This window comes from Staphylococcus auricularis (genome assembly GCF_001500315.1).
GTDB lineage: Bacteria > Bacillota > Bacilli > Staphylococcales > Staphylococcaceae > Staphylococcus > Staphylococcus auricularis.
The window spans coordinates 69000-93567 of record NZ_LLER01000007.1 but is presented as its reverse complement, the minus strand read 5'-3'; the positions used below and the strand labels follow the sequence as shown (position 1 = coordinate 93567).

At 37.4% G+C, this 24568-nt stretch carries 22 protein-coding genes, 2 tRNA genes and 1 other annotated feature; of the genes, 20 read left to right on the top strand and 4 right to left on the bottom strand.

The features are described 5' to 3' along the window. Positions 1-90: 90 nt before the first annotated feature. Positions 91-909, bottom strand: coding sequence for an NAD(P)H-hydrate dehydratase (locus APS80_RS04245; RefSeq protein WP_059107037.1), 819 nt, complete (start codon positions 907-909; stop codon positions 91-93). Positions 910-1203: 294 nt separating this feature from the next. Between APS80_RS04245 and hutH the strand changes: the two genes are divergently transcribed. From hutH to rlmH, 18 genes are all read left to right on the top strand, one after another. Next, positions 1204-2715 carry a histidine ammonia-lyase gene (gene hutH, locus APS80_RS04240; RefSeq protein ID WP_059107036.1) on the top strand — a complete coding sequence of 504 codons (1512 nt, stop codon included), beginning with the start codon at positions 1204-1206 and terminating at the stop codon, positions 2713-2715. Between the two features lie 82 nt (positions 2716-2797). Next, positions 2798-3003, top strand: a binding site (T-box leader). A gap of 68 nt (positions 3004-3071) precedes the next feature. Further along, a complete protein-coding gene (gene serS / locus APS80_RS04235) occupies positions 3072-4358 on the top strand; it encodes a serine--tRNA ligase (RefSeq protein ID WP_059107101.1) in 1287 nt (428 codons plus the stop codon). 396 nt (positions 4359-4754) lie between these two features. Next, the gene (locus APS80_RS04230; RefSeq protein ID WP_059107035.1) at positions 4755-5447 is read left to right on the top strand and encodes an AzlC family ABC transporter permease; all 693 of its coding nucleotides are present in this window, start codon (positions 4755-4757) and stop codon (positions 5445-5447) included. Then, the gene (locus APS80_RS04225; RefSeq protein ID WP_059107034.1) at positions 5444-5773 is read left to right on the top strand and encodes an AzlD domain-containing protein; all 330 of its coding nucleotides are present in this window, start codon (positions 5444-5446) and stop codon (positions 5771-5773) included. The genes APS80_RS04230 and APS80_RS04225 overlap by 4 nt, the downstream gene beginning before the upstream one ends. A gap of 260 nt (positions 5774-6033) precedes the next feature. Further along, entirely contained in the window at positions 6034-6999 is a 966-nt protein-coding gene (gene metX, locus APS80_RS04220; protein ID WP_059107033.1) for a homoserine O-acetyltransferase MetX, read from the top strand. 119 nt (positions 7000-7118) lie between these two features. Then, on the top strand, positions 7119-8045 hold the full coding sequence (locus tag APS80_RS04215) for a DUF2232 domain-containing protein (protein ID WP_180991918.1): 927 nt from the start codon (positions 7119-7121) through the stop codon (positions 8043-8045). A gap of 14 nt (positions 8046-8059) precedes the next feature. Beyond that, positions 8060-10024, top strand: a complete 1965-nt coding sequence (locus tag APS80_RS04210) for a DHH family phosphoesterase (RefSeq protein WP_059107031.1) — start codon at positions 8060-8062, stop codon at positions 10022-10024. Then, positions 10024-10470 (top strand): 50S ribosomal protein L9, encoded by a 447-nt coding sequence (rplI, locus tag APS80_RS04205; RefSeq protein WP_059107030.1) that lies wholly within the window; start codon positions 10024-10026, stop codon positions 10468-10470. The genes APS80_RS04210 and rplI overlap by 1 nt, the downstream gene beginning before the upstream one ends. Before the next feature lie 30 nt (positions 10471-10500). Continuing rightward, positions 10501-11904: a replicative DNA helicase gene (gene dnaB / locus APS80_RS04200; RefSeq protein ID WP_059107029.1), complete on the top strand. Its 1404-nt coding sequence runs from the start codon at positions 10501-10503 to the stop codon at positions 11902-11904. A 282-nt stretch (positions 11905-12186) separates the two neighbouring features. Then, the gene (locus APS80_RS04195; RefSeq protein ID WP_059107028.1) at positions 12187-13470 is read left to right on the top strand and encodes an adenylosuccinate synthase; all 1284 of its coding nucleotides are present in this window, start codon (positions 12187-12189) and stop codon (positions 13468-13470) included. A gap of 638 nt (positions 13471-14108) precedes the next feature. Continuing rightward, positions 14109-14183, top strand: a tRNA-Glu gene (locus tag APS80_RS04185). Positions 14184-14192: 9 nt separating this feature from the next. After that, positions 14193-14265: transfer RNA gene (locus APS80_RS04180), tRNA-Asp, on the top strand. A 401-nt stretch (positions 14266-14666) separates the two neighbouring features. Next, positions 14667-15368, top strand: a complete 702-nt coding sequence (gene yycF / locus APS80_RS04175; RefSeq protein ID WP_059107026.1) for a response regulator YycF — start codon at positions 14667-14669, stop codon at positions 15366-15368. Positions 15369-15381: 13 nt separating this feature from the next. Further along, positions 15382-17214 carry a cell wall metabolism sensor histidine kinase WalK gene (gene walK, locus APS80_RS04170; RefSeq protein WP_059107025.1) on the top strand — a complete coding sequence of 611 codons (1833 nt, stop codon included), beginning with the start codon at positions 15382-15384 and terminating at the stop codon, positions 17212-17214. Beyond that, positions 17204-18547, top strand: coding sequence for a YycH family regulatory protein (locus APS80_RS04165; RefSeq protein ID WP_059107024.1), 1344 nt, complete (start codon positions 17204-17206; stop codon positions 18545-18547). The genes walK and APS80_RS04165 overlap by 11 nt, the downstream gene beginning before the upstream one ends. After that, positions 18548-19330 carry a two-component system regulatory protein YycI gene (locus APS80_RS04160; RefSeq protein ID WP_059107023.1) on the top strand — a complete coding sequence of 261 codons (783 nt, stop codon included), beginning with the start codon at positions 18548-18550 and terminating at the stop codon, positions 19328-19330. Between the two features lie 190 nt (positions 19331-19520). Then, the gene (locus tag APS80_RS04155; protein ID WP_103170835.1) at positions 19521-20303 is read left to right on the top strand and encodes an MBL fold metallo-hydrolase; all 783 of its coding nucleotides are present in this window, start codon (positions 19521-19523) and stop codon (positions 20301-20303) included. A gap of 513 nt (positions 20304-20816) precedes the next feature. Further along, on the top strand, positions 20817-21296 hold the full coding sequence (rlmH, locus tag APS80_RS04150) for a 23S rRNA (pseudouridine(1915)-N(3))-methyltransferase RlmH (RefSeq protein WP_059107021.1): 480 nt from the start codon (positions 20817-20819) through the stop codon (positions 21294-21296). Between the two features lie 79 nt (positions 21297-21375). Here rlmH and APS80_RS04145 read toward each other — a convergent pair whose 3' ends face one another. Next, on the bottom strand, positions 21376-22284 hold the full coding sequence (locus APS80_RS04145) for a DNA adenine methylase (RefSeq protein ID WP_059107020.1): 909 nt from the start codon (positions 22282-22284) through the stop codon (positions 21376-21378). A 38-nt stretch (positions 22285-22322) separates the two neighbouring features. Between APS80_RS04145 and APS80_RS11105 the strand changes: the two genes are divergently transcribed. Together APS80_RS11105 and APS80_RS11100 are read left to right on the top strand one after the other, a co-directional pair. After that, on the top strand, positions 22323-22664 hold the full coding sequence (locus APS80_RS11105) for a type II restriction endonuclease (protein WP_059107019.1): 342 nt from the start codon (positions 22323-22325) through the stop codon (positions 22662-22664). Positions 22665-22687: 23 nt separating this feature from the next. After that, positions 22688-23158, top strand: a complete 471-nt coding sequence (locus APS80_RS11100) for a type II restriction endonuclease (RefSeq protein ID WP_059107018.1) — start codon at positions 22688-22690, stop codon at positions 23156-23158. A 709-nt stretch (positions 23159-23867) separates the two neighbouring features. Here the strand turns inward: APS80_RS11100 and APS80_RS10990 are convergent. Together APS80_RS10990 and APS80_RS10730 are read right to left on the bottom strand one after the other, a co-directional pair. Beyond that, complete coding sequence (locus tag APS80_RS10990; protein WP_232234381.1) at positions 23868-24350, bottom strand: hypothetical protein; 483 nt, start codon at positions 24348-24350, stop codon at positions 23868-23870. A 38-nt stretch (positions 24351-24388) separates the two neighbouring features. Then, on the bottom strand, positions 24389-24565 hold the full coding sequence (locus APS80_RS10730; RefSeq protein WP_157064348.1) for a hypothetical protein: 177 nt from the start codon (positions 24563-24565) through the stop codon (positions 24389-24391). Positions 24566-24568 lie beyond the last annotated feature (3 nt).

The window sequence follows — 24568 nt, the reverse complement described above, 5'->3', positions numbered from 1 at the left end:
AACAGCAGCCTGAATTCAATCACTCAAAAAGATAAATAAACACATAAAAAAGCTGATGGCTCTTCAAAGTGAGAGGCATCAGCTTCTTTTTTATGAGTCTGATTCGATGGATTTCATCGCATATGGGATTTCATCGATTAATTTAGAAGGTGGTACAACGTACATTTTTTCTGAAAGTTGTTCACCAATGTAGCTATGCAAGTAAGTCGCTGTCGCAACCGCTTCATTTGTATCATCAAATTGACCTACAAAGCTTGTCACCATACCTGCAAGTGTATCTCCCATACCACCAGTCGCCATCGCTGGTGTACCAATCGGTAGTTTGTATTCTTTATCTTTAAAATAAATTTCAGTCCCATGTTGTTTGAGCACGACAGTGACACCGAGTTCATCCACAGCTTTACGATTACGCTCGTAAGTTTGTTCAGAAATTGGAATGCCGCTGATACGTTCCCATTCTTTTTGGTGAGGCGTAATGATGACGCGACAATTTGGCATTTGTAATTTCAATTTACTAAAGATGGTGATGGCATCTCCATCAATAATTAATGTTTGGTGTTCTTGAATGTTTTGTAATAAGAAAGTGATCGCATTATTACCTTTGAAGTCACAACCTAAGCCCGGACCGATTAAGAGACAATCCGAACTTTCAATCATTTTGGTAAGCATTTTCGTATCATTAATATCGATGACCATCGCTTCAGGGCATCGTGAATGTAGTGCAGAGTGGTTATTTTGATGCGTTGCTACTGTGATCAAACCACTACCGCTAAAGACACAAGCACGAGCCGCCAGCATGATGGCACCTCCCATACTCGCGTTTCCTCCAATAAGTAATATTCTGCCGTAATCCCCTTTATGAGTTTCATCCTTACGTGGTGGGATACTGACAGAGGATAGTGTTTCCATGACTAAGACCTCACTTTCTGTTTCATTTTTAATGGGATTGATTTTATGTTGATTGTTTTTAAATCTTTTTGCTACAAATATAATAGCATGATATACCCGCCCTTTATTTTCGTCAATAACTATTTATAAAACTTAATATACGCTTCATCCGTTTCACAAAATCTACGTAAAACACTTTAGCTTGTTAATATGTTACTACGCTAGCGAGTTACGGATATCTGGATTGTTATTGTTTATAAAAGAAGGTAAGTGTATACTTTAAGCAACATAGGGAGTATAGGAGGAGTTGAAATCATGGTATTACAATTAGATGGAAACCAGCTTACAATTCAAGATATTAGACACTTTCTTTATAACGAAGATCAAGTTGAAATCAGTGATGAAGCACTACAAAACGTCAAACAAAGTCGTGCGATCGTGGAACGGATTATCAATCATAAAGAAACGGTCTACGGTATTACAACGGGTTTTGGTTTATTTAGTGATGTATTGATCGATCAAGATCAATATAACCAATTACAAGTGAATTTAATTCGTTCTCATGCATGTGGTGTCGGCAAACCATTTTCTGAAGAGGTAGCCCTCGTGATGATGATTTTACGCTTGAATACTTTATTAAAAGGACATTCAGGTGCAACCGTTGAACTGATTGATCAGCTCATCTACTTTATCAATCATCGAATCATTCCAGTGATTCCACAACAAGGTTCATTAGGTGCTTCAGGGGATTTAGCACCGCTTGCACACTTAGCGTTAGCCCTTATTGGTGAAGGTCATGTTTACTATAAAGGGGAAGAAGTAGACAGCCGCTACGTGTTAAAACAACTCGACCGCGAACCGCTTCAATTACAAGCGAAAGAAGGTCTCGCTTTAATTAATGGTACACAAGCGATGACTGCACAAGGTGTGATCAGTTACATAGAAGCTGAAGCGTTAGGCTATCAAGCAGAGTGGATTGCTTCACTCACACACCAAGCCTTAAACGGTATTACAGATGCTTACCGTGATCAAGTTCATCGCGTGCGTAATTTCCAAGAACAAATCGATGTTGCCGCACGTATGAGAGACTGGTTAGCAGACTCACAATTAACGACACGCCAAGGTGAAGTGCGTATTCAAGATGCGTACACATTGCGTTGTATTCCACAAATTCATGGCGCAAGTTTCCAAGTGTTTAATTACGTGAAGGAAAAATTAGAATTTGAAATGAATGCTGCGAATGATAACCCACTGATCTTTGACGAAGGCGATGAAACGTTTGTCATCTCAGGTGGTAACTTCCATGGCCAACCTGTCGCATTTGCACTCGACTTCTTAAAATTAGGCGTCAGTGAACTTGCGAATGTGTCAGAACGTCGTTTAGAACGTCTCGTTAATCCACAGTTAAACAATGGTTTACCAGCGTTCTTGAGTCCAGAGCCAGGTCTACAAAGTGGTGCGATGATTATGCAATATGCTGCAGCAAGTCTTGTTTCTGAAAATAAAACACTTGCACATCCAGCGAGCGTAGACTCTATTCCGTCATCAGCGAACCAAGAAGACCATGTCTCTATGGGTACGATTGCTTCTCGTCATGGCTACCAAATGGTTGAAAACGCAAGACGCGTCCTAGCAATCGAATGTATCATTGCGTTACAAGCTGTGGAATATCAAGATGTTGATAAATTATCTCCTAAAACACATAAAAAATATGACGAAATGCGTCAAATCGTTTCAACAATCAAAGAAGACCGTCAGTTCCATAAAGATATTGAAGCGGTGAGCCAATACCTTCGTGACCAAGCTTACAGCGACTCAGCCGTTTAATCTGACATAAAAATAAAAACTTTTTACGAAAGTTATTTGCAAATTGTCATATAATTTGCTATATTAAAATTAATTAAATGAATAAATTATTGTTCGTAGGCTAAGTAGTATTACAGCTTTGATTTCAGAGAGCTTGTGTAGGGTGTGAACAAGTAATCAAACGTAATATGAATCTACCTACTCATGTGAACAATCGGTATTAACCGTTATTTTAAGTAATGAGTGCATCTTAATTTTTTAAATTAAGTTTGTTAAATAGGGTGGCAACGCGTAGACCACGTCCCTTGGTTGGGATGTGGTCTTTTTTTCGTTGTTTATCCTAAATGATTATTATTTTAGAAGGGAAGAATGAAGCAATGCTAGACATTAAATTATTTCGTACAGAAACAGATCGCGTAAAAGAAAAAGTTGAAAAACGTGGGATGGATAGCTCAGTAGTAGATGAAGTTTTAAAATTAGACGAACAACGCCGTGACCTCATCAAACAAACTGAAGAAATGAAATCAGATCGCAACAGAGTGAGCGATGAAATTGCAGAGAAAAAACGTAATAAAGAAGATGCAGATGACGTCATTAAAGAAATGCGTGAACTTGGAGATAAAATCAAAGACACTGATAATTCACTTAAACAAGTTGAAAATGAATTAAATGATAAATTATCACGCATTCCAAACTTAATCCATGATGATGTGCCAGAAGGTGAATCTGACGAAGAAAACGTTGAGTTAAAACGTTGGGGAGAACCACGTCAATTCGATTTTGAAGCAAAACCACACTGGGATTTAGTTGAAGAATTAGAAATGGCTAACTTTGAACGTGCTGCGAAAGTATCAGGTGCACGCTTTGTATTCTTAACAAATGAAGGGGCTCAATTAGAACGTGCATTAATGAACTACATGTTAACTAAACATACAACACAACACGGTTATAAAGAAATGATGGTACCACAACTCGTAAATAGTGCTTCAATGTACGGTACAGGCCAATTACCTAAATTTGAAGAAGACCTTTTCAAAGTTGAAAAAGAAGGACTTTACACAATTCCAACTGCTGAAGTCCCATTAACAAACTACTATAGAGATGAAGTCATCGAACCTGGCGTATTACCAGCGAAATTCACAGCGCAATCTGCATGTTTCAGAAGTGAAGCAGGTTCAGCTGGTCGTGACACAAGAGGTTTAATTCGCTTACACCAATTCGACAAAGTTGAAATGGTTCGCATTGAAAAACCAGAAGATTCTTGGGATGCTTTAGAAGAAATGACACAACACGCTGAATCAATCTTAGAAGAACTTGGCTTACCATACCGTCGTGTGATCCTCTGTACTGGTGACATCGGCTTTGGTTCAAGCAAAACATATGACTTAGAAGTTTGGTTACCAAGTTATGATGATTATAAAGAAATCAGCTCTTGCTCAAACATTACAGACTTCCAAGCACGTCGTTCTAACATGAGATTCAAACGCGATAAAAACTCTAAACCTGAACTTGTCCACACATTAAATGGTAGTGGTTTAGCAGTAGGTCGTACATTTGCAGCTATCGTTGAAAACTATCAAAACGAAGATGGTTCAGTGACAATCCCTGAAGCACTCGTACCATTCATGGGTGGTAAAACTAAAATTGAAAGAGCTACGAAATAATCACTAGCACTTCATATACACTTAAATCAGAGTTATTGGAAGCAAGTTATCCTAAGTTTCCAATAACTCTTTTTTTATATTTAAAGGGAGAGATGAGGTGATTCAAAATGACAGAAGAAGTCCCACTTATAGACTCTCAACCGACGGGGCGCCATCTCAGAAATTAAAGATAGGGGAGGGGAACCGTTATCTTTTCACATCATAAGATTATCAATTGAATCTCTCAATAGATATATCAGAAAACTCAGAATTGTGTTAAAATTGTTTCAATATTCGAAAATGTAGCGGAAAATAATACACCGGTTAGTCTAACGACAGACAACCCGAAGTCTTACCTTATCGGATATTTTCAGAGTATAAAGCATATGCTGCTTAATTGAGACGGAGGACGATGGGATGGAGCACAGCACATTTCGGCAAGGGGTTAAAGAATGTATTCCAACCTTATTAGGTTATGCGGGTATTGGTTTATCGTTTGGTATTGTCGCAGCAGCTGCTAATTTTAGTATTTTAGAAATTACACTGCTCAGTTTATTGGTTTATGCAGGTGCAGCACAATTTATTATCTGTACATTACTCCTCGCTGGTACGCCGTTCTCAGCGATAGTGTTAACAACCTTCATTGTGAATTCAAGAATGTTCCTATTAAGTATGACGCTCGCCCCTACATTTAAATCATATGGATTCTTAAATAGGGTGGGGCTCGGCTTTCTTGTGACCGATGAAACGTTTGGCGTTGCCATTACACCACGTATCAGAGGAGAGTTGATCACAGATCGATGGATGCATGGTATTAATATCACAGCTTATTTATTTTGGACCTTTTCTACTATAATAGGGGCAGTGTTTGGCGATTATATTCAACATCCTGAAGCACTCGGATTAGATTTTGCGATTACGGCAATGTTTGTCTTTTTAACGATTGCGCAATTTGAAACTGTGAAACGGACGAAAATTATGAAATATCTCGTGCTGATGAGTTGTGTCGTCGTCATGATGTTGCTGTTAAGTCTCATCATGCCATCCTATGTCGCAATCATTTTATCTTCTACGATAACGGCAGCATTAGGGGTGGTGATGGATCGATGACGACAGATCTTTACATGGTGAGTTTGATCTTAGTGTGTGGTTTGGTGACCTGGCTCACACGCATCATACCGTTTGTGCTCATTTCTCATATTTCGTTGCCGGAGATTATTGTAAAGTGGCTCTCGTTTATTCCTATTACTTTGTTTACAGCATTGATTATGGACGGGGTCATTCAACAGCGTGATTATGGCTTTGGTTTTACGCTAGATGTGCAGTATTTGATTGCACTTGTTCCTACCATCTTATTAGCCATTTTTACTAAAAGTATGACCATCACTGTGCTCGGAGGCTTAGGCATTGTTGCGATTTTACGCTTTTTCATCTAGATGACCTAATGCAATGAAAAAGAGTGAAATTGCAATCTTGAAGTCCCCTCGGTAACTACTGAAAACGATGGAACATGGAGAACCGTCGCAATCTTGGGACAGCCTCAGCCTTAATGAAACGGGAGAAGCGGTGACGCAATATTGGCTATCTCAACCCTCCGACATCAGCACATCATTGACACAATGAAATTGAATTAAACTGAAAATTGTTACAAAACAACTGGAATCTTAGTGGATGATTTTATAAGGAGGTTATCACGTTGACGCACTATACAGTAAGTACATTAAATTTAGGACGATTTGAAACGGAATCTGGTGAAATCATAGACCCTTTACAGCTGCGCTATGAACACGTCGGTTATCCTGGGCAACCTTTAGTCGTGATATGTCATGCGCTCACAGGTAACCATTTAACGTATGGGACAGACGAGGAACCGGGATGGTGGCGCGAGATCATTGATGGGGGTTACTTACCGATTAACGATTATCAGTTTCTCACCTTTAATGTGATAGGCAGTCCTTTTGGCTCGAGCTCTAAATTGACTGACGACCATTTTCCAGATCACTTAACAATCAGGGATATTGTACGTGCGATAGAACTCGGTATTGAAGCGTTAGGTTTTACACATATTAATATTTTGATCGGGGGTTCTCTCGGCGGTATGCAGGCACTTGAACTGTTATACAATCGAAGTTTTACTGTAGATAAAGCAGTGATTCTGGCAGCTACCGATCATACATCTTCTTATAGTCGCGCGTTTAATGAAATTGCGAGACAGGCGATTTATCTCGGAGGTAAAGAGGGTCTCAGTATCGCACGTCAATTAGGTTTCTTAACCTATCGTTCGTCTAAAAGTTACGATGAGCGATTTTCACCAGATGAAGTCGTTTCCTATCAAAAATACCAAGGCGATAAATTCAAAGAAAACTTTGATTTAGCATGTTATTTAACACTGCTCGACGTCTTAGATAGTCATCACATCGATCGAGGTCGTACAGATGTCGATCAGGTATTTCGTTCTCTAGACACCAAAGTGTTAACAATCGGATTTATCGATGACTTATTGTATCCAGATGACCAAGTTTACCGGACAGGCGCACGCTTTAAATACCACTGCCATTTCTTTGTGCCGGACAATGTCGGTCACGACGGTTTCTTGTTAAACTTCAATAATTGGGCACCTAACTTGTATCATTTTCTAAAAGTAACGAAAGCAAAACGATGATCTAGAATAGCGACAACAGCATGAGATGCATTCACATATGTCTCAAGGGCCAAACGCAATAACTATAATTGTATAAAACGTTTAAAGAGGTTAAAATAGTCCTTATAGACAAAATTAGTATAGGAGTGGCGAATTTGTTTTCAAAAATAAACGCTAAAGCGACAATCTTAGGTACACTTTCTCTCCTCGTTGTGGCTTTAGTCTTACATATCGTTCCACCAGTTGGAATTATATTAAGCTTATTTGCAACCATTCCGGGTATAGTATTATGGCATAAATCTAAAGCTTCATTTGGGTTAGCAGCCGTAATTTCTGTAGTAGTAACCGTGTTACTCGGCAACATTTTCGTGTTGAGTACCATGATCATTTTGTTACTACTTAGCTTGGTGATTGGTCAATTATTACTTGAACGTACATCTAAAGAACGTATTTTATACATCAGTACGACAATTGCAGGTATCGCCGCAGTGATTGTCATGATGGTCTTACAAGCAGCAAAAATGATGCCAAGTTCAGAATCAATCATACGGCCATTAAAAAACCGCATGCAAGAAGCTGTGACAGTGACAGGTATGGGTGACAATTACCAGAACATGCTTGAAGAAAGCTTTCGACAAATGTCAGTTCAATTACCGAGCCTTGTCATTATAGGCATTTTCTTATTCGTGTTAATCAGTTTGATTGTCACATTCCCAATCGTAAGAAAATTTAAAGTCGCAACGCCATTATTTAAACCATTGTACTTATGGCGTATGCCGCGCGTGTTATTAGTGCTTTATGTCATTGTATTATTACTTGTATTATTCGCGGTAGAACCAAGTACATTCCAAAGTATTCTATTAAACTTTGAAAACATTTTATCACTTTGTATGTTCCTTCAAGGATTGAGTTTAATCCATTATTTTGGAAAGGCAAAATCACTGCCATTCGCGGTGACAGTAGCTATACTCGTAGTAGGTATTATCATCAATCCAGTAACGCATCTCGTCGCATTATTGGGAGTCATAGACTTAGCGTTAAATTTAAAATCAAGCATTAAAAAATGATTTGAGGTGGGACAATGAACCGTCAATCCACTAAGAAAGCTTTAATGTTGCCATTTATATTAATGGTACTGACAGGCATTGCGCTCGTTGCAGTATGGTTTGTATTCAATCCAGTTGTCGCGACGATTGCCGCAATCGCACTGATCGTGATGATTATTATAACGATCATCATGGGAAGACAAGCTTTGCTCAAAATGGATAATTATGTTGACGATTTAAGTGGACACATATCGGCAGCAAGTCAATCTGCGATCAAACATTTACCGATAGGGATGATCGTATTAGATGAAAATGACAATATCGAGTGGGTGAATCAGTTCATGTCTGAACGTTTAACTCGCAATGTGATTTCCGATCCGGTCAATGAAGTGTATCCCAATATTTTAAAACAATTAGAAAAAACTCAAGAAATCGAAACTGAGGACAACGAATACCATTATCGTGTTCGTTATGATGAAGCGGATCACATTTTATATTTCTTCGATATCACTGAAGAAGTCGAAACAAGAGATTTATATGAAGATTCTAAACCGATTATTGCGACGTTGTTCCTAGATAACTACGATGAAATCACACAAAATATGAACGATACACAACGTTCTGAAATCAACTCTATGGTGACGCGTATTATTAGTCGCTGGGCGCAAGAATATAATATTTTCTTCAAACGCTACAGTTCAGACCAATTCGTCGCTTATTTAAATCAACGCATTTTAAATGAAGTAGAAGAAAATAATTTCGACATTTTACAACAATTACGTGAAAAAAGTGTGGGCTATCGTGCACAACTCACGCTTAGTATCGGTGTCGGTGAAGGCTCAGAAAATCTCATCGATCTCGGGGACTTATCACAATCTGGTCTTGATCTCGCCTTAGGACGTGGCGGTGACCAAGTCGCGATCAAACACATCAATGGTAATGTGCGCTTCTATGGTGGTAAAACAGACCCTATGGAAAAACGTACGCGTGTAAGAGCACGTGTTATTTCTCACGCATTGAAAGACATCTTAATGGAAGGTGACAAAGTCATCGTGATGGGACATACACGACCTGACTTAGATGCGATTGGGGCAGCGATCGGTGTTTCTCGCTTTGCGATGATGAATCACTTAGACGCTTATATCGTATTAAATGATTCGGATATTGATCCGACATTACGTCGTGTCATGGATGCCGTTGATGAAAAACCAGAACTAAAAGAACGATTTGTAACGTCCGATGAAGCATGGGATATGATGACGTCTAAAACAACGGTCGTCATTGTCGATACGCATAAGCCTGAAATGGTGTTGGATGAAAACATCTTGAATAAAGCAAACCGTAAAGTGGTTATCGACCACCACCGTCGTGGCGAAAGCTTTATCTCAAGTCCATTGCTCGTATACATGGAACCTTATGCAAGTTCTACAGCCGAGTTAGTGACAGAACTGTTAGAATATCAAGCGACAGAGCAACGACTCACTCGCTTAGAATCTACAGTGATGTTCGCAGGTATCATCGTCGATACGCGTAACTTCACCTTGCGGACAGGCTCACGGACGTTTGATGCCGCAAGTTACTTACGTGCACATGGTGCCGATACCATCTTGACCCAACACTTCTTAAAAGATGATATCGATACGTACATCAACCGTACAGAATTAATCCGTACTGTTAAATTACAAGATCACGGTGTGGCGATTGCGCACGGTCCAGATGATAAGATCTTCCATCCTGTGACTGTCGCACAAGCAGCCGATGAATTATTAAGTTTAGATGGTGTTGAAGCTTCATATGTCATCGCACGTCGAGAGGATAATCTCGTAGGTATGTCAGCACGTTCACTTGGTTCAGTGAACGTCCAACTAACAATGGAAGCATTAGGCGGCGGTGGCCATCTCACCAATGCAGCTACCCAGTTGAAAGATGTAACTGTAGATGAAGCGATTGAACAATTACAACAAGCAATTACAGAACAAATGAGTAGGAGTGAAGAATGATGAAAGTAATTTTCACACAAGATGTTAAAAATAAAGGTAAAAAAGGCGAAATCAAAGATGTACCTGTAGGTTACGCAAACAACTATTTATTCAAAAATAATTTAGCTATCGAAGCGAACCAAGGTAACTTGAAACAACTTGAACAACAAAACAAACGTGCAGAACAAGAACGTGAAAAAGAAATTGAAGATGCGAAAGCTCTTAAAGAACGCTTAGCTGAAATCGAAGTTGAAGTCACTGCAAAATCAGGTGAAGGCGGTAAATTATTCGGTTCAGTGAGCACTAAACAAATCGCTCAAGCGTTACAAAAACAACACGATATTAAAATCGATAAACGTAAAATGGACTTACCTAATGGTATCCATGCATTAGGTTATACAAACGTACCAGTGAAACTCGATAAAGAAGTGGAAGGTACAATCCGTGTTCACACTGTAGAACAATAATACGAAATGGAGATATGAGGTGTAATCAAAATGGATGAAATGAACCAGCAAAACCAAATGCCACATAGTAATGAGGCAGAGCAGTCTGTTTTAGGCGCCATTATCATAGATCCAAAACTCATCAATTCAACTCAGGAAGTGCTGCTTCCTGAGTCATTTTATCGTGGAGCCCATCAACATATCTTTAGAGCAATGATGGAACTGAACCAGGATGAACGTGAGATTGATGCGGTGACATTGATGGATAAACTCATCCAAGAAGGACGTTTAAATGAAGCGGGTGGCGCTGAATACTTAGGTGAACTTTCTACCGTTGTACCAACGACGCGAAACATAGATTATTACATCGATATCGTATATAAACATGCAGCCAAACGAAGACTGATTCAAGTTGCTGACAGTATCGCGAAAGATGGCTACAATGACGAACTTGATTTAGACTCTGTATTGAGTGACGCAGAAAGACGTATCTTAGACTTATCGAATACGAGACAGAGCGAAGGATTTAAAGAAATTCGTGACATTCTCGGTGATGTTTATGAAAATGCGGAATTACTCGATCAAAATAGCGGACAGACACCAGGTATACCGACAGGCTACCGTGATTTGGATCAAATGACAGCTGGTTTTAATCGCAATGATTTAATTATTTTGGCAGCACGTCCATCAGTAGGTAAGACTGCCTTCGCACTGAATATCGCACAAAAGGTAGCGACGAACGAAGCACAGTACACGGTCGGTATTTTCTCACTTGAAATGGGTGCAGACCAATTGGCAACGCGGATGATTTGTAGTTCCGGTAATGTGGACTCTAACCGCTTGCGTACTGGTGAAATGACAGAAGAAGACTGGAACCGATTCACCATCGCAGTAGGTAAGCTGTCCCGGACGAAAATTTTCATCGATGACACTCCGGGTATCCGTGTAACAGACATCAGATCGAAATGCCGTCGCTTAAAGCAAGAACACGGCTTAGATATGATTGTCATTGACTATCTACAACTCATCCAAGGTAGTGGCTCACGTTATAGTGATAACCGACAACAAGAAGTATCTGAAATCTCTCGAACATTAAAAGCGATTGCGCGTGAATTAGAGTGCCCGGTCATTGCCCTCAGTCAGCTCTCACGTGGCGTAGAACAACGACAAGATAAACGCCCGATGATGAGTGACATTCGTGAGTCTGGTTCGATCGAGCAAGACGCCGATATCGTCGCATTCTTATACCGTGAAGATTATTATAACCGCGGTGATGATGAAGATGACGATGATGGTGGCGGCTTTGAACCACAGACGAATGACGATAACGGGGAGATAGAAATCATTATCGCTAAACAACGTAACGGCCCTACTGGTACCGTGAAATTACACTTCATGAAACAATATAATAAATTTACTGATATTGATTATGCGCATGCCGATATGGGATCTTAATCAATAGGTTAAAACCCGTACATTTTTATTTAAAATATATTTAATGTGTGGGTTTCGTTTTGATTCTAAGTACAATTTTTTGAAGAAGTATGTGTATTGAAAATAAACTTTAAACGGCTAAACCCTTTATATAAAGGCGTTTATTATGAATTTGATGGTTTTGAGATTTCACAAATCATTAAGAAATCACACGATAAATAATGTTCGATTTTTATTTGCATTATCAAGGTGATATTGATAGAATACTTAATGGTAAATTGACAAAAACTTGGAGGTGCTCACATGTCATCAATCGTAGTAGTTGGGACACAATGGGGAGACGAAGGAAAAGGAAAAATCACGGACTTCTTAGCAGAGCAGGCAGATGTTATTACACGCTTTTCAGGAGGTAATAACGCAGGACATACCATTAAATTTGACGGAGAAACATATAAATTACACTTAGTACCATCAGGTATTTTTTATAAAGATAAATTAGCAGTGATTGGTAACGGCGTGGTCGTTGATCCAGTCGCATTATTAAAAGAATTAGATGGTTTAAACGAACGTGGCATCTCTACTGATAATCTACGTATTTCAAACCGCGCACAAGTGATTCTACCTTATCACTTAAAACAAGATGAATATGAAGAAGAACGTCGCGGAGATAATAAAATTGGTACGACGAAAAAAGGAATTGGTCCAGCTTATGTAGATAAAGCACAACGTATGGGTATTCGCATGGCAGATTTACTAGATAAAGATGCATTTAGCGAACAATTGAAAGCGAACCTCGCATATAAAGAAGACTATTTCCAAGGTATGTTTGGTAAATCTTGTCCAACATTCGATGACATTTTTGAGGAATATTATGCGGCAGGTCAACGTCTCGCACCGTTTGTTACAGATACTGCAAAAGTGTTAGATGATGCACACCAAGCAGATGAAAAAGTACTCTTCGAAGGTGCACAAGGTGTGATGTTAGATATCGACCATGGTACGTACCCATTTGTTACATCTAGTAACCCTGTTGCTGGTAACGTGACAGTGGGTGCAGGTGTAGGTCCAACGTTTGTCTCTAAAGTGATTGGTGTATGTAAAGCCTATACATCACGTGTCGGTGATGGTCCATTCCCAACTGAATTATTTGATGATGATGGTCACCACATCCGTGAAGTCGGACATGAATACGGTACAACAACAGGACGCCCAAGACGTGTCGGTTGGTTCGACTCTGTGGTATTACGTCACTCTCGCCGTGTGAGCGGTATTACAGACCTTTCTATTAACTCTATTGATGTGTTAACTGGTTTAGATACAGTTAAAATTTGTACCGCATACGAATTAGATGGGGAAGAAATTACAGAGTACCCAGCAAACTTAAACGATCTAAAACGCTGCAAACCAATCTTTGAAGAACTTCCAGGTTGGAACGAAGATATTACAGGTTGCCGCAGCTTAGAAGAATTACCTGACAATGCACGTCACTACTTAGAACGCATTGCAGAACTTTGTGACGTAAACATTTCAATCTTCTCAGTTGGTCCAGATCGTAATCAAACCAATCTTTTAACAGAACTTTGGTAATTGAAATAAATAGAGAAAACCCGCTTCATTGTTGATCGAATGGAGCGGGTTTTTATATTAATGGAAAATATAGAGCAATACAACGAGGAGTAACATGATAGGAATAATTATGCTGTCTGCTCGCATCATATTAGCCGTTAAATGTTCGAATTTTTGATCTGAGGCATGGGCTTTTTTTAATTTAATGTATTGTATTCCAAAATAAATAGTCGGAATAAGTATAGTTAATATTAAAATAATGAGAATAGTGATTAGCATAGTAAATACACCTCTATTAGCTTCTGATTTACAAGATACAGGAGGGACAACTGTTCTCTCTCTTTTAGTATTAGTTTATCAAATAAACAAAAAGTTGATAAGTTTACAACAACATATACCCGTCTAACAACAAATTTAAATATCTCAACTTCCTCACATCATCAACATTTATGAATATACATTTTTATAAAATGAATGAAAAATGAAATAAAAAGCGTAAGCGCTTAACCACTTATTAATAAACCGATAAAAACAAATACGATACTTCGTTAACATTTAACTCAATATACAACTAATGTATAAAAGTCCACTTAAAAAGTTGCGAAAAAAGGTTGTGTTCCTACTGAACTGTTGCTATAATAAATTCTGTGCTTGAGACAGGCTCCTTGGTCAAGCGGTTAAGACACCGCCCTTTCACGGCGGTAACACGGGTTCGAGTCCCGTAGGAGTCACCATTCAATTTAGGTCCCGTAGTGTAGCGGTTAACACGCCTGCCTGTCACGCAGGAGAGCGTGGGTTCGAATCCCATCGGGACCGTCTTGCCCTTCCAATAGGATGGGCATTTTTTTATGCATTCATTTTTCATCCGAGGGTGACGCGTGTCATCCTCTTTTTGTATGCAAATTTTTGAATGATGCGTGTTACTCAAGATATGCGACATTGTGTACATTTTCCAAACAACGCATACATCTATAACCATTCATTTTGAAACTAGGTTCACTTAATAGATTCATATTCGTTAACTAAGAAGGGCCTACCGTAGTCACCATAGTTTTAAGGGAATTAAAAAATAGTCATGATATGGTACAATATAGCAATATAATGTTTTATTTAGTTTCATAGAATTAACCCACTATAAATGGTAAATTATACAGTGTAGAAGAAAATACAAAAAGAACATTAACTGTCATCATAATCGAGAAATGAGGTTTATAAAAATGGCTAGAAAAATTGTTGTAGTCGATGATGAAAAACCAATTGCTGATATTTTAGAATTTAATCTGAATAAAGAAGGTTATGAAGTGCATTGTGCTTATGACGGAAACGATGCAATTGATTTAATATATGAGGTAGAACCTGACATCGTATTATTAGATATCATGCTTCCAGGTCGTGACGGCATGGAAGTCTGCCGTGAGGTTCGTAAAAAATATGAAATGCCTATTATTATGCTTACAGCGAAAGACTCAGAAATTGATAAAGTGTTAGGCTTAGAACTCGGTGCAGATGATTACGTAACAAAACCATTCAGTACACGTGAACTCATCGCACGTGTGAAAGCAAACTTACGTCGTCATTATTCACAACCTGCGACAGATACAGAAGATACATCTAACGAAATAACAATCAAAGATATCGTAATTTTCCCAGATGCGTATTCAATTAAAAAACGCGGTGAAGACATTGAATTAACGCATCGTGAATTCGAATTATTCCATTACTTATCTAAACATATGGGACAAGTAATGACACGTGAACATCTATTACAAACGGTGTGGGGATATGATTATTTCGGTGATGTACGAACAGTAGACGTAACGATTCGTCGTTTACGTGAAAAAATAGAAGATGATCCTTCTCATCCAGAGTATATTGTAACGCGTCGTGGTGTAGGATACTTCTTACAACAGCACGATTAAGAGGCTGCGTTAAATGAAATGGCTTAAACACTTTCAATCTCTACACACCAAACTCGTTATCGTTTATGTCTTGCTCATTATTATTGGGATGCAAATCATCGGATTGTATTTCACAAATAGTTTAGAGAAAGAACTGACACAAACATTTAAAAATAATATCTCTCAATATGCGAAACAAATTGAAATTAACGTAGAAAAAATTTATGAAAATGACAGTCAGGTCAATGTCTCGAAAGAAGTCCAAAACTTACTTAATGAGTATGCCAACCGTCAAGAAATTATAGAAATTCGCTACATTGATAAAGAACAAACCATCCTGGCAACCTCCAAGCAGTCTAACCGCAGTCGTTATTTATACAAAAAAACAAACGACAGCTCCATCCAGAAAACCCTATCACTCGGAGAACCGAATAACCAAACGATTCTAAAAGATTACGGTAATGGGAAACAACGTGTGTGGGTCTATAACTTACCAGTGAAGACTGCAGAAGGTACATTGGGTGTCATTTATATCGAAGCCGACATCAACAATGTATATAACCAACTCAGCAATATTAACCAAATCTTTATCGTAGGTACGGCGATTTCGCTTATTATCACCATCATTCTCGGGTTCTTCATTGCCCGTACGATTACGAAACCAATCACAGATATGCGTAACCAAACCGTAGAAATGGCGAAAGGGAACTATACCCAACGTGTAAAAATCTACGGTAATGACGAAATTGGTGAACTCGCACTCGCCTTCAACAATCTATCCAAACGTGTACAAGAAGCACAAGCTAATACAGAAAGTGAAAAACGGCGACTCGACTCTGTCATCAGACATATGAGTGATGGTATTTTAGCAACCGATCGCCGCGGCCGTGTGCGCATTATTAACGATATGGCACTGAAAATGCTTGGCACGACGAAAGATGAAGTCATTGGCGATTACTTGTTGAAAGTCTTAGATTTAGAAGCGGATTATTCACTAGATGAAATCCAAGAAAATAGCGATAGCTTCTTGCTCGATATCAACGAAGAAGAAAATATTATCGTACGTGTTAACTTCAGTACCATCGTGCAAGATACTGGCTTTGTTACAGGTTATATTGCCGTGTTACACGATGTAACCGAACAACAACAAGTCGAACGTGAACGTCGTGAATTCGTTGCGAACGTTTCACACGAATTGCGTACGCCACTAACATCCATGAATAGTTACATCGAAGCGCTTGAAGAAGGTGCTTGGAAAGATGAAGAGATTGCACCACAATTCTTATCTGTCACACGAGAAGAAACTGAACGTATGATTCGACTAGTTAACGATCTCTTACAGTTATCTAAAATGGATAACGAATCAGATCAAATTACTAAAGAAATTGTCGACTTCAACATGTTCATTAATAAAATTATTAACCGCCACGAAATGTCAGCGAAAGATACAACATTTGTACGTGAAATTCCAAATGATACGATCTTCACTGAAATCGATCCAGATAAGATGACCCAAGTGTTTGATAATGTTATCACCAACGCGATGAAATACTCTCGCGGCGACAAACGCGTTGAGTTTCACATGAAACAAAATGCGTTATACAACCGTATGACGATCCGCATCAAAGATAATGGTATCGGTATTCCACTCAACAAAGTGAACAAGATCTTTGATCGTTTCTACCGTGTAGATAAAGCACGTACACGTAAAATGGGTGGTACAGGTCTTGGACTTGCCATCTCTAAAGAAATTGTCGAAGCACATAACGGACGTATTTGGGCGAATAGTGTCGAAGGACAAGGTACGTCAATCTTTATTACACTTCCTTGTGAAGTCATAGAAGACGGTGATTGGGATGTCGAGTAAAGAGATAGCTAAATCAGCCGTACTTATTGCACTTGTCCTTCTCAGCATCGTCCTCACCTATATGACATGGAATTTCTCGCCAGATGTCTCCGATGTAGATCGGACCGAAGACGATAAAACAGAGAACCAGTCTCAAACGATTGGGAAACCGAATAATGTGTCGATGGATGAAGTCATCACCCCTTACCAACTGATTCATTCTAATGAAGGTGACGTTAAAGGGATGGAAGCACATCGTGACAGTGTTAAAAAAATCAATAAAGTCATTCAAGATCAGAAAGTGACGCATACCCAACATATGCACAGTGAGCATAACTTGATTATTCCTGATTTGAGCGATGACTTTGTCGTGTTTGATTTTTCTTATGACATGCCACTCTCCACGTATCTCGGACAAGTGATGAACATCGAGGCGAGAGTGCCAAATGACTTCAACTTTAACCGTCTGTTGATTAATGAGGATCAGAACGGCAAACTACAAATGTATGCGATTAGTAAGGACCGTCATGATGTGGTGAAAATGAAATCCTCAGCATCAGCAACTCAATTTTCCGATACACTCGACAACCTAGACAAGAAAATGAAACCGTATGCGGAAATAATTACGAATAAAGATACTGTAGATAAAGCGACGCACATTTTTGCGCCAAGTGAAGAACAAAAATTAAAATCATATCGTACGATTTACAGTCATTTTAGTGTGGATACGATGAACGCTATCCTCTTTAATGATTCTGTGGTGGTGCGCAGTGCGAAAAGTGGTACGACGACGTACAATAATAATACAGGCGTCGCAAACTACAACGACCGAAGTGAAAAATATCAATATAAAAACTTATCTGAGGACAGAAACAGCTCGAAAAATATGAAAGAGGTTATTCCAAGTACGTTTGATTATATCAACCATCACGGCGGCTTTACCGATGATTTCCGTCTCTTTGATAAAGATGACAAAAGCGGTGAGCTGATGTATCAAATGTTCTTTAATGGCCGTCCAACATTTAACGAAGACGATTTAGAATCATTACGTGTGTCTTGGGGCGACCACGGTATCTTTAGCTATAGCCGTGCCCTGTTGAAAACGAACATCACCATCGATAGCGGTGACGAAGAGAAAACACTCGATGGGGTAGAAAAAGTACGTGCATCACTCGCAAATAACCCAAATATTAACTTCGAAGCGGTATCTAATATGACGATTGGTTATGCGATCAACGATAACCCTGATAAAAACGATATTGAAATTCAACGTAACAGTGAACTCATCCCACGCTGGTTTATCGAGTATAAAGGTGACTGGCACGAATACGATGGAAATGGGGGGCTAAAATAAATGAACTGGAAACGCGCGAAGACAGCATTTATCTTTGTATTTATTTTAGTCAACATCATGTTGATCGTGATTTATGCGAATAAAGTCAATCAGTCTCATATTCAAGACAGTGAACAAGAAAATAAAGTCAATTTTAAACAAGAACAAATCAGTATTCCGGGTGATTTACCTACAACGAAAAATCTAAAAACCCAATTACTCACTGCTCGCAGTAACGATTTTTCAGAATATGCGAAGAGCCATAGTAAAGTGGCGACAGAAAATGACGGAACTACACTCAAAGGCGATATCGATCGCACGATTGAAGTCAGCGAAGACCAAACAGATGACCTTAAAGCGTATGTGCGCGATAAAATATATGACGGTAAGGCATATGAATTAAGAAGCATCAATGATGATGAAGCTGTATTTGAACAAGTGCACAAAGGCTTTCCAGTGATGGATAATAGTAAAGCACGTCTAACGTTCAAGATTGAAAATGGTAAGGCAACCCGTTTTGAACAAACATTGATGAGTCATATCAAGCCTTCAAATGGTGAAAATAATGAACCAGAACAAGTGAACTCTGCACGTTCTGCAATTGAAACACTATACTTTAATCGTTATTTAGAACGTCACGATGAAGTATCCAATATCCATTTAGGTTATTACACCGTCGTTAAAGAACCTAATGTACAAGTCCTTCAATCCAATTGGGCGATTGATGTGAAACATAAAGGTAAGACAACCACTTATTATGTTGAAGCGGTGGGTAATGATCCCCACGTTGTGAAGGAAAATTAACGAGAAAGAGTAGTGAGGGTTTTTCGAAAATAGTACAAGACGCCGTAGCAGATTTTAGAAATAGCACACACATACTGGTATAATAGAATAGTTAAAGAATCAAGTAAGTGAACCGGAAGTATGCCGGTAGTATAAAAATCAAATATATGTCGTTGTTTAAGGCTAGAAAGGGTGAAATTACTTGATACGAATGAGTGTGTTAGCGAGTGGTAGTACAGGCAATGCCACTTATGTAGAAAGTGAAAAAGGAAGCTTGCTTGTGGATGCAGGCTTAACCGGCAAGAAAATGGAAGGCCTCTTTGCGCAAATTGATAAAAAAATAGAAGATTTAAGCGGGATTCTAGTGACACACGAGCATGTGGATCATATTAAAGGTTTAGGCGTTCTCGCTCGAAAATATCACCTACCTGTCTATGCGAATGAAAAGACATGGTCAGCGATTGAGAAAAAAGATAATAAGATTCCTATGGAGCAAAAATTTATCTTTAACCCATATGAAACACAAAATATCGCCGGATTTGATATTGAATCATTTAATGTGTCTCATGATGCGATAGATCCACAGTTTTATATTTTCCATAATAACTATAAGAAATTTACGATCTTAACGGATACAGGATATGTCTCAGACCGTATGAAAGGTATGATTCAGGGTAGTGATTGCTTTATGTTTGAAAGCAACCATGATGTGGATATGTTGCGCATGTGTCGTTATCCTTGGAATACGAAACAACGTATACTCAGTGACACAGGGCATGTGTCTAATGAAGATGCAGGACTAGCGATGACGGATGTTATCACAGGAAATACGAAACGTATTTACCTCTCTCATTTATCTCAAGATAACAATATGAAAGATTTAGCGCGCATGAGTGTCGGTCAAGTGCTCAATGAGCATGATATTGATACAAATAAAGAAGTCTTGCTTTGTGATACTGATAAAGCAGAGGCTACTCCAATTTATACATTATAAGACAGCGGGTAGACTCAGTTATTAAAATTGAGTGCTAATCGCATTTTTGACGAGTCAGAAGAATTAACTTCTGGCTCTTTTTTTCGGGACAAAAGGAGGTCATTGTGACCGCAGTATAGAGGTGATTTATCGAAAATGGTGGTGAGAAAATTTGAAATAATAAGTAATGAATAAACATACTAAGTAAAAAACGTGAAGACAATGCTGTTTTTCTGTAAAAAATGTATAGAAAACGTAAATCCTGTGAATAACTATGTAAAACAGACCGCAAAAACATGTAAGTTATGCACAAAGTTATTCAGTGTTGTGCACAATTCACAGCAAAATACCCACATTATACACAGAGTTATCCACAAATAAACAACAAAAAAGCTTATTTATCCTTAAAAATCCCCAAATAAGTTAATAATCTGTATACATTATTGCTATAATAAGAGGGAAAGCTGTTAACAAGTGTACAACTTGTGGATAACTCTAATAACTTACTTGTTTTACATAATTGGAGGCACAAAAGTGAAGATAACGATACTTTCTGTAGGTAAATTAAAAGAGAAATATTGGAAACAAGCAATCGCAGAATATGAAAAAAGATTGAGTGCATACACCAAAGTGGAATTGATAGAAGTTCCGGATGAAAAAGCGCCAGAAAATATGAGTGACAAAGAAATCGAACAAGTGAAAGCTAAAGAGGGGGACCGTCTACTCGGTAAGATAAAACCACAACAAACTGTGATCACACTTGAGATTGAAGGAAACATGCTGACATCCGAAAAGCTTGCTCAAAACTTAGACCAACGCATGACTCAGGGCCAAAGCGATTTCGTATTTGTCATAGGCGGCTCAAATGGGATCCATCAAGACGTCTTAGCACGCAGTGACTATGCCCTTTCATTTAGTAAGATGACCTTCCCACATCAAATGATGCGCGTGATTCTGCTAGAACAAATCTATCGTGCATTTAAGATTATGAAGGGAGAAGCATATCATAAATGATGCGGTTTTTATAAAAAAAATAGAGAAACTTATTCAAACGAATAAGTTTCTCTAAAATGTGGCGAAAGCTAAAGAAAAGTTAAATCTTGAATTTTAGTTGTAGGTTTTCAGTAATTTTGTCAAATTCATGTTGCTCGTATCCATATTTTATGAGCAAAACCTCATTTACTTCATTTCTGTTTTTTTCGCTAGAGCCCAAATGATAAAAATGATTTATATTTGCTTCATAAGCATCCCAGTAATTTATATAGTTGTTGCATCTATACTTATTAGATTTCCACATTGATAATGCCCAACCTGCCTTACTTTTTTGTACTATTTGTGCCATTTTCATTGCTTCATTTACAGTCCAATTATTAAAGTAATCAGTACTTCTACCTATATATGGAGGATCTAAATAGATAAAATCATTATGGCTTGCATTTGAAATTGTATCTTCCCAATCTGTATTTATAAACGTCCAGTCATTATTTTGTATTAATTGTTTGACTTTTTTTGTTTGATTTACGATTTTTGTAATGTAAGCTTGTCGAAATCTGTCAGGTTTTTTACAAAATGGAACATTAAAGTAACCCTTTTTATTGAATCTAATCATGCCATTGAAGCAACTTCTATTTAGAAATAGAAAGTCTAATGAATTTGGAGAGGAATTAAACCTTTCTCTTACTTCATAATAATATGCGCCATCGCTAGCTTTTAATTTTGCACCCTCATTGAATAAAAAAGTTTGTATCATTGCTGGAGTTATTTTATTACTTTGCAAATCTTTATAAAAATTTATGAGGTGTGGATTAGAATCACCAACAATTGCTTTAGAAGGTTGTATATTAAATAACACACTTCCAGAACCTAAAAATGGTTCAATCCAAGTTCCTTGATTGTGTTTCCAATTAACTGAAGAATTAATAAAAGGAATTAATTTACTTTTAATTCCTTGAATTTTTATTGGTGGGACGATGACTTTATTAAAATTTTGATTTATACTCATAATATCATACTCGCTTTCATAGTTGGAGGGAATGTGAAATGTATAATTTTGATAACTTTATTAAAGATTTAAATGTTGAAATTTCAAATTCAAACCCTATATGGGATATAAAGGGTTTAGTTGATGAAACTGGTAAGGTATATTCTTTAGGGACAGATACTAAATTAATTGGAAGGGTTTTTGAATTAGTTATAGCACCTAGCATTAAATCCTTTTGTGATAAAAACAATCTCGATTATATCATACCAGAAGGTCAAAATATATACCCTGACTTTACTATAGGATATTTTGAAAATGGTGTAAAAAAATACATAGCAATTGATGTAAAAACAACTTATTTGCAAAAAAATAAAAAAGGTATAATAAAAAATACAATATAACTCTCGGTTCTTTTAATAGTTTTATGAGAAATAATACTAAAAACATTTGTTTCCCATATGATCAATATACGCATCATTTTGTAATAGGTTTTGTTTATGAGCGAAACCCTGATGCAATAGAAGGACAAATAGCTTCATTTGAAAATATAGCAGATATTATACCACCATATATAAATAGTAAGTATTTTATACAAGAAAAACATAAAATTTCTGGTGATAAACCTGGATCAGGTAACACGGAAAATATTGGTAGTTTTAAATCAAACAATATTAATGATTTTATTGAAGGTAATGGACCATTTAAATTTTTAGGTAAGGAATTATTTGAGGTATATTGGCAAAATTATCCAAGAACAAGAAGTACAAAGCATTATTCTTCTTTACCTAGTTTTTTTGAATGGTTGAAAACCAAAAAGATATATAGTGAAGGTGAGATTGAAAGATTTGAAGAAATCTATAATAAATGGAAAATTGATCATCCATACATATTATAATGTAATTGCTAGCTTGTATCACTTTTGGGTTAATAAATCTAAAGGGAGTGGTTGAATATGACGAGGTTCATTTTTCTATTCATACATATAAGAATGCGATGTTCTAGGTCACAGTTCACAATAAATGATTGTATAATTTCTGCAACATCCTCAGGACTGGGAATACAATCTTTTAGATAACTTAATATATCTGTTTTTATCATTTTTAGTGAAACGATATTGATTCTGTCATAATTGACCTGCATATATTGGTTATGCTTTCAAACTCCATTTACTACGTGCTTTCGGATTAAGGGGGTGCATGATTTCATTGGTTGCTGGGTTAATGAGCCAGTTAACTTTTTGTTTATACGGTTTCAAAATTTTGGAGATTAATAAGTAGGGTGAAATCAGAATATAGATTGATTCAAATTCATCCATTTCTGAATTTTGTTCATAATTAATTGTGTCGTTAAGCTTAGAGTAAGGATCTCTTCGTAATACATTTACATAATAATAACTGTGGTAAATTATTTTTCATGGTTTCATCTTGTTTTAAGTAAGCGTTGTGGTTATTGGTGATGAATGAATATCATTTATTTTCATAATACGTTTTGAATGTTACATATAATTTTTCAACCCGACTAGTATTCATAGCAAAGTAACTTGATATGATAAGAAAGCTCTACATCACCTTTACGAGTGATGTAGAGTTTGTTAATCGCTTTCACTATAATTCAATTTTAGTTTCATGGTCCATAGATGTCTTAGGTCCATTCCATATTTGAACTGTTCCATCATCTTTAACTACAATGGTGTTAGCCCCAGCACCTGATTTATTATTTGCATTAATTGTCCATTCTGAACCATTGTATTCCGGTTCTTGGAACTTTAATAAATCAGCATCTCCCACTTCATTTACAGCTGCAATAGCATAATCAAAAACATTATCTCTAGTTACTTGTTGTTCATCACTTACATTTTCTTCTGTTGAATTAATTTCTTGTGTTTGCGCTTCATCTGCATTTACTTTTTCTTGATCACTATAAGAATCTTCATTATTAGCAGATTCATCATTTTTATCATCTAATTGAGATTGTAAATTTTCCTGTTTTAATTCCATCTCTTTGTATTTTGTATAACCAAAAATACCTGCCGATCCTAATATAGCTAATACTGCTAATATAGCTAATACACTTAATAATTTTTTCATTTCAAATTCTCCTTTAATATTTTAATTTTAATTTTCAGTTATAATCCTTCACCTGGTTGAGGTAATTCTCCTCTTGCTTGTTTTTCATAAATTTCTTTTTGTCTTTCATATGCTTCGCTCATATCTTCGTCTTCAGTTGGATATGTTACATATCCTTCTTCCTCTTGAGCGGCTTTAGCTGCATCAATATTCTTTTGCTGCTGATCAGTATCCATTCC